The sequence below is a fragment of the Blautia sp. HA3515 genome, from assembly GCF_059933065.1.
Genome location: NZ_JAYFUY010000087.1, coordinates 1 through 7,196 on the forward strand (window position 1 = coordinate 1; position 7,196 = coordinate 7,196).

Below are 7,196 nucleotides of genomic sequence, written 5' to 3' on the forward strand. Positions count from 1 at the left end.
TAGGATTTTCCAGCAACGAATATCATAAGTTTTCAACGGCATCCCTGATCACCAGAAGTACTAATGATGTGCAGCAGGTACAGCAGGTTATGACCATGACCTTCCGTATTCTTCTGTATGCCCCTATACTGGGGATCGGAGGTGTGATCAAGGTACTGAATACTGATGCATCCATGACCTGGATCCTGGGTGTTGCTGTTGCACTGATCCTTCTTGTGATCCTGGTGCTGTTTAAGATCGCAATGCCCAAATTTACAAAGCTGCAGACTCTGATCGACCGTTTGAATCTGGTTACAAGGAAGATTCTTACCGGTATTCCTGTGATCCGTGCATTCAGCAGGGAAAAATTCGAGGAAGACCGTTTTGAGACTGCCAATGAGGAATTGACGAAAACAAATCTGTTTGTCAACAGATGTATGACTTTTATGATGCCTGTAATGATGCTGATCATGAACGGTGTATCCGTTATGATCATTTACTTCGGAGCACATGCAGTAGATAACGGAAGTATGCAGGTAGGAAATGTAATGGCATTTATCCAGTATGCTATGCAGATCATTATGTCCTTCCTGTTGATCACTGCCATGTCCATTATGATTCCCCGTGCCAATGTGGCTGCTGTCAGGATCAATCAGGTTCTGGAAACAGAAGGCAGTATTGAAGATCCGATATCTCCGGAAGCTCCACAGGATAGTTTACGTGGAACAGTTGAATTTGACCATGTAAGCTTTGCGTTACCCGGAAGCGCAGGAGAAAATGTGTTGAATGATATCAGCTTTACTGCTAAGAAAGGCCAGACAGTGGCTGTGATCGGAAGTACCGGAAGTGGCAAGAGTACACTGGTCAATCTGATCCCAAGATTTTATGATACAACGCAGGGAACGGTAAAGGTGGATGGTGTGGATGTGCGTAAAATGACACAGCACCAGTTAAGGGAATGCCTTGGATACGTACCTCAGAAAGGAATCCTGTTCTCAGGAACAATTGATTCTAATATCCGTTACGGAAAAGAAAACATTTCTTCTGAAGAAGTACAGCAGGCAGCACAGATCGCCCAGGCTACAGAGTTTATTGATACAAAACCCGAGAAGTACAGATCACCGATCGCACAGGGCGGTACCAACGTATCCGGAGGCCAGAAACAGCGTTTGTCCATTGCAAGAGCGATTGCCAAGAAGCCGGAGATTTTTATTTTTGATGATAGCTTTTCTGCACTGGATTTTAAAACGGACAGTAATCTGAGGAAAGCATTAAAGGAGAGTACTAAAGATGCAACAACGATCATTGTTGCACAGCGTATCAGTACTATTTTGAACGCAGATCAGATCATTGTACTGGATGAAGGACATATGGCTGGTATCGGAACACATAAGGAACTGATGAAGAACTGTGAGGTTTACCGTCAGATCGCAATGTCTCAGTTGTCAGAGGAGGAATTAGCATGAGTGAGAGAAGCAGAAGACCTATGGGAGGCGGGCATGGTATGCGTTCTGTTGAGAAGGCCAAGGACTTTAAAGGAGCCATGAGTCGTCTGTTCCAGTACATGGGTAAATATAAATTCCGTTTTGGACTAATGTTTCTGTTTGCTATTGCAGGAACTATATTCAATATTGTTGGGCCAAAGATTCCTTGGAAAAGCAACCACAGAGCTTTTCAACGGACTGGTCAAGAAAGGTAAATGGATCTGGTGGCATTGATTTTTCAAAGATTGGTCAGATTCTTTTATTTACGCTGGCCTTATATGTGGCAAGTGCATGCTTTTCCCTTATTCAGGGGTTTGTAATGACAGGGATTTCCAATGATGTTACGTATAGTCTGCGTAAGGATATTTCCCAAAAGATCAATCGTCTGCCTTTAAATTATTTTGAAAGCCGGACAAACGGAGAGATTCTTTCCAGGGTAACAAATGATGTGGATACATTGCAGATGAGTCTGAACCAGAGTATTACCCAGCTGATCACCTCCATTACCACATTGATCGGAGTATTTATAATGATGCTTTCCATTAATGTGCCGATGACGCTGGCAGCCCTTTTAATCCTGCCAGTGTCCATGCTGATCATTAATGGGGTAATGAAGCGGTCGCAGAAATATTTCCGTGATCAGCAGAAATATCTTGGCGAAGTAAATGGTCAGATTGAGGAAAATTACGGTGGACACAATGTGGTAAAGGTATTCAACAAGGAACAGGACGTACTGAATGTTTTTGAAAAAGACAACCAGAAGCTTTACGAGTCTGCATGGAAATCTCAGTTTTTCTCAGGCATGATGATGCCTATTATGCAGTTTATCGGCAATCTGGGCTATGTAATGGTTGCATTGTTAGGCGGTGTGTTTGTGATCAAAGGAAGTATTGAGGTTGGAGATATCCAGTCTTCTTCCAGTATATCCGTAATTTTACACAGCCTATCCAGCAGATCGCACAGGTAACAAATCTGCTTCAGTCCTCTGCTGCAGCGTCTGAAAGAGTTTTTGAATTTCTGGATGAGCCTGAGGAAGAGCAGGGCAAAGAGAATGCTGTGGATATTACAGGACTTTCCGGCAATGTGCAATTCCAGCATGTTGAGTTTGGCTACAATCCGGATAAGATCATTGTCCATGATTTTTCAGCAGATGTGAAAAATGGGCAGAAGATTCGCAATCGTAGGACCCACAGGTGCAGGTAAGACCACCATGGGTGAAGCTGCTGATGAGGTTCTATGATGTAAATAAAGGCTCCATCTGTGTAGATGGACATGATATCCGGGATTTTAACAGAAGTCAGTTAAGAGAAATGTTTGGTATGGTTCTGCAGGATACCTGGCTGTTCTCCGGAACGATCATGGAGAATATCCGGTACGGACGACTGGATGCTACAGACGAAGAGGTGATCGCAGCAGCAAAGGCAGCTCATATCCATCACTTTATTATGCAGCAGCCTGGCGGCTATAATATGGTACTGGATGAGGAGACAAGTAATATTTCCCAGGGCCAGAAGCAGCTTTTGACTATCGCCAGAGCTATTTTGGCAGACAACAAGATCCTGATCCTGGATGAGGCTACATCTTCTGTTGACACCAGAACAGAGATGCAGATCCAGAAGGCAATGGACAATCTGATGAAGGGAAGAACAAGCTTTGTGATCGCCCATCGTCTTTCTACTATCAAGGATGCAGATATGATCCTTGTTATGAAGGATGGAGATATTATTGAACAGGGATCTCATGAGGAATTGCTGGCAAAGGGAGGATTTTATGCACAGCTTTATAACAGCCAGTTTGAAAAAACACAGACAGCATAAATAATCAGCGTACAGTTACAGATAAGCATTTTTAAGAAGCGGTTTCATTTCAGTTTGTTTGGGGTGGACTGCTTCTTTTTGTGTACTTTTTAAAGGCTATAGGGTATAATAATAAGAACCTCTCTGGAAGGGGATGACAAAAAGGGAGCTTTTAGAATGACAGACAATAAAGATGGGACTTCAATATCTGGCCTATGTATTGGATAAGCTGCGTCAGAGGATTGCAGAGATATCCCAAAGCATTGCAGAAGGCCAGAAAGAAATAGACGGGATGCATGAATATTACTGGGAAAATTACACAGAAATGGACCAGTATGGATATGAAAATTTTGATAATCAGCAGGCGTTGTTTCATCAAATCGAGTGCCAATGAGCAGCAACTCCATCTGAAAAGCAGGTTTCGGAAAAATGCTTGGATTCTCCCTTTTTGGGAAGAGTCAGATTTCATTTTTGAGAGGAGAAGATAGAGCCGGAAAGCTTTTATGTTGGTATTGGCAATTTTGCAGAAAAAGGCAGGAGGTGTGCCCCTGGTCTATGACTGGCGTGCACCTGTATGCGGACTTTTTTATGATTATGATAAAGGACCGGCTTTTTATGAAGCACCTCTTGGCAGGATCCAGGGAGAGATCCTTTCCAAATGGCAGTACAAGATCCGCAGGGGGAAGATGGTCCATCAGTTCTGAAAGTGACATCAAGGTGGATGATGAGATCCTGATGGCAGAGCTGGGAAGTAATGGCTCTGTAGCGCTGAAGAATATTGTAAGCACCATTCAGAAGGAGCAGAATGCGATTATCCGTAACACGAAAGACCGGATCATGGTGATCCCAGGGGGCGGCAGGATCAAGGTAAAACATTCCATTGCGCTTCACAGGATTGCGTATCTTCTCTATCATGACAGGCAGAATCTGAAATCGTCCAATATCCTGGTATTGTCTCCAAATGGGGTTTTTTCAGATTATATTTCACATATTCTGCCGGAACTAGGGGAAGAAAATATAAAAGAAATGAGCTTCGACCTGTTTGCTTATCGGCAGCTTCAGGATACAGCAGCTGATTGTGAAGACCGTTATGACCAGATCGAGAGAAGCCTGAACTATCCAAAGGCTGTTACCTTTTACCAGGAGAAGCAGTCCGAAGGATTTCTGAACCAGCTGGAACGGTTTATCACAGAACTGGAAGATGAGCTGATGGATTTCAGGGATATCCGTTATAAAGGCTATACAAAGACAGAAGCAGAGATCATTGATCTGTTTTACTTCAAATTTATGGATATTCCATTGCTTGCCAGAATGGATGCAGTGTGTGATTATTTTATTGATGAAGTGGAAACATTAAGGGACAGGGATCTGCCAGATGAAGAGAGAGAACTGATCAGGGAGGATTTTTATTCCCTGTATGAAACAAGGGATCTGTATGTATTGTACAGTCGTTTCCTGGAAAGCAGCGGATATCCGGCTCTTACCAGGGTTCCTCTTGAAAAGCGAAAACTTCTATATGAAGATGTATATCCTGTGCTTTATCTGAAATACCGTTTATGGGGGCAGCAGGAAAACAGTACGATCAAGCACCTGGTGGTAGATGAGATGCAGGACTATTCAAGAATGCAGTATCTGATCCTGAAAAATATGTTTTCCTGCAGAATGACCATTCTTGGAGACAAGGCACAGACAATGGAAGAAAAACAACAGGATGTGTTTGCTTTCCTGCCTGGGATCTTCGGAAGGGATATACGCAGGATCCAGATGAATAAAAGTTATCGGAATACAGTGGAGATCGCTGCTTATGCTAATAAGCTGGCAGGGATTTCGGATATGGAACTGCTTCAGCGTCATGGAAAGCCGGTACAGGAACAGCAGTTTAAGGATATACAGGCGGCAGTGAAAGCAATACTGGACTGTATCAAACTGGGTGAGGATGAGTTTGAAACGGCAGCTGTGATCTTCCGTACAGAGAAGGAAGCAGACCTGGGAGCAGCCTTGCTTAAAAAGATGCTGGAAGGAACAGGCTTTGATACAAAGGATCGGTTCAATTACCTGCACAGGAACAGTTCCAGATTTAAAAAGGGAATTACAGTTACTACCTTTTATCTGGCAAAGGGACTGGAATTTGACCAGGTATTTGTTGTATTTCCTGAAAAAGATCAAAGTGCGCTTGCAAAACAGGGGAGATATATTGCAGCTACAAGGGCTCTTCATGAGTTATATATGTACAGTGTTTTAACTGTTTCTGGAAAGCATTTTGATTCCTGACTGTGAGGACACTGAATCGTTACACAGTGTTTTTTAAAAGTTTACAGGAATTTAAGAATCTGCACTGTGAAAAATATTGACATATTTGTAATACAATTGTAAAATATCGAATGAGGGATTTTTGTAAGATAAATAAGGAGGCAATTATGAAGAATAAAAGATTTTTAGTTCTCTTAACTATAACAGCAGCACTTTCAGGATTGGCCACAGGATGCTTTGGCGGAGATGATCCGGCAGAGCAGGTGATCGTAGATGAGACTCCTACACCGGAGCCCACCCAGGAGCCTACACCAGAGCCTACGATTGCACCAGATGTACAGGATACTACTTATACTTCCAGTGATGGAGCAGTGACGATCAAGCTTCCGGACGCTACCTGGGCGAATAAGTCAGATGCAGAGGATATGATCAGCTTTGAGTCACCTGAGCAGGGTAAGATCCTTGTTCTTCACGGAGCAGGGGAAGAGGACATGTCTTCAGCTATGATCCCCAATACCCAGGATCTGGCAGTTGCACTTGAGCAGGCTTCTGACCTTGAGCAGGGTACAGATTTTGAGATCCAGAATTATAACAGCACAGATGTGAATGGAGTAGGCATTTATTCTTACACTGTGAAGTATCTGAATACAGAGAAGAGCGGTGGATATGCTTATGCTGTGAAGAAGGTATATGCTAATGAGAGCGAGTACTACAGTATCACAGGTTCTGTAGTGAATGACGCATCCCTGACAGGGATCCAGACTTCTGTTGATTCTTTCCAGATCGTTGGTGCATCCAGTACACTTGCTGTTGCAGATACTACTGCTGACGGCACTACAGATGGCACTGCAGACGGTACACAGACAACAGATGGTACAGCTTCAGGTGATTCTGCTGCAGGTACAGACGGACAGGCCAGCTCCACTACCGGTAATTCCGGAGGCTTTACACAGGAGCAGCTTACCGATACCAATCAGACAAGAACCATCTACCGCAACTCTGACGGACATCCGCTTGTGATCACCCCGGATGGCAGTGGTAACTGGGTAGATTCCCAGGGCAATACTTACCGTTTTGCCAATAATGAGGATGTTTATGATCAGAATGATGTGGATTATTACTGGCACGGCGAAGGTGCAGATGTATATTATATGCCGGTAGAATAAAGGATTTCCGGTAATACTTCAGGAAGAAACCAAAGGCAGACAGCCGACTTACAGCCGGTTGTCTGCTGTTTATTATACGTGGGGAAAAGAATGGATACAATGGAAGCATATGGCGAGTTTGCCAGGGTATATGATATTTTTCAGGATAATGTGGATTATGACAGCTGGGCCGGTTATCTTAAGGATACACTTAGAGAATATGGGATCAGTGACGGCCTGATACTGGAATTGGGCTGTGGTACAGGTACTATGACAGAACTGTTAGCTGCCTCCGGTTATGACATGATCGGTGTGGATAATTCAGAGGAGATGCTGGCAGAGGCCATGCAGAAAAGAGAGATTTCAGGCCATGATATCCTGTATCTTTTGCAGGACATGCAGGAGTTTGAACTTTATGGTACAGTGCGGGCTGTGATCAGCGTATGTGACAGTCTGAATTATCTTACGGAGGAGCAGGATCTGGAGCATGTTTTTGAACTGGTAAATAATTATCTGGATCCGGGCGGCCTTTTTATCTTTGA

Annotated in this window: 6 protein-coding genes and 1 pseudogene; all 7 read left to right on the plus strand. The window is 43.6% G+C overall.

Translation table 11 applies throughout. The annotated features are described in order from the left end of the window. On the plus strand, positions 1–1,445 hold a 1,445-nt coding region (locus tag R1Y93_RS07760), incomplete at its 5' end, for an ABC transporter ATP-binding protein (RefSeq protein WP_500822358.1). Then, positions 1,442–3,280, plus strand: a pseudogene (locus tag R1Y93_RS07765) (ABC transporter ATP-binding protein). The gene R1Y93_RS07760 and the pseudogene R1Y93_RS07765, both read left to right, overlap by 4 nt. 172 nt (positions 3,281–3,452) lie before the next feature. Then, on the plus strand, positions 3,453–3,653 hold the full coding sequence (locus R1Y93_RS07770; protein ID WP_500822359.1) for a hypothetical protein: 201 nt from the start codon (positions 3,453–3,455) through the stop codon (positions 3,651–3,653). 109 nt (positions 3,654–3,762) lie between these two features. Further along, positions 3,763–3,963, plus strand: a complete 201-nt coding sequence (locus tag R1Y93_RS07775; RefSeq protein WP_500822360.1) for a hypothetical protein — start codon at positions 3,763–3,765, stop codon at positions 3,961–3,963. Positions 3,964–3,976: 13 nt separating this feature from the next. Next, entirely contained in the window at positions 3,977–5,530 is a 1,554-nt protein-coding gene (locus R1Y93_RS07780) for a HelD family protein (RefSeq protein ID WP_500822361.1), read from the plus strand. Positions 5,531–5,676: 146 nt separating this feature from the next. Next, positions 5,677–6,675, plus strand: coding sequence for a hypothetical protein (locus R1Y93_RS07785; protein WP_500822362.1), 999 nt, complete (start codon positions 5,677–5,679; stop codon positions 6,673–6,675). 99 nt (positions 6,676–6,774) lie between these two features. Continuing rightward, positions 6,775–7,196, plus strand: a 422-nt coding sequence (locus R1Y93_RS07790; protein WP_500822363.1) for a class I SAM-dependent DNA methyltransferase, incomplete at its 3' end; no start/stop codon positions are given.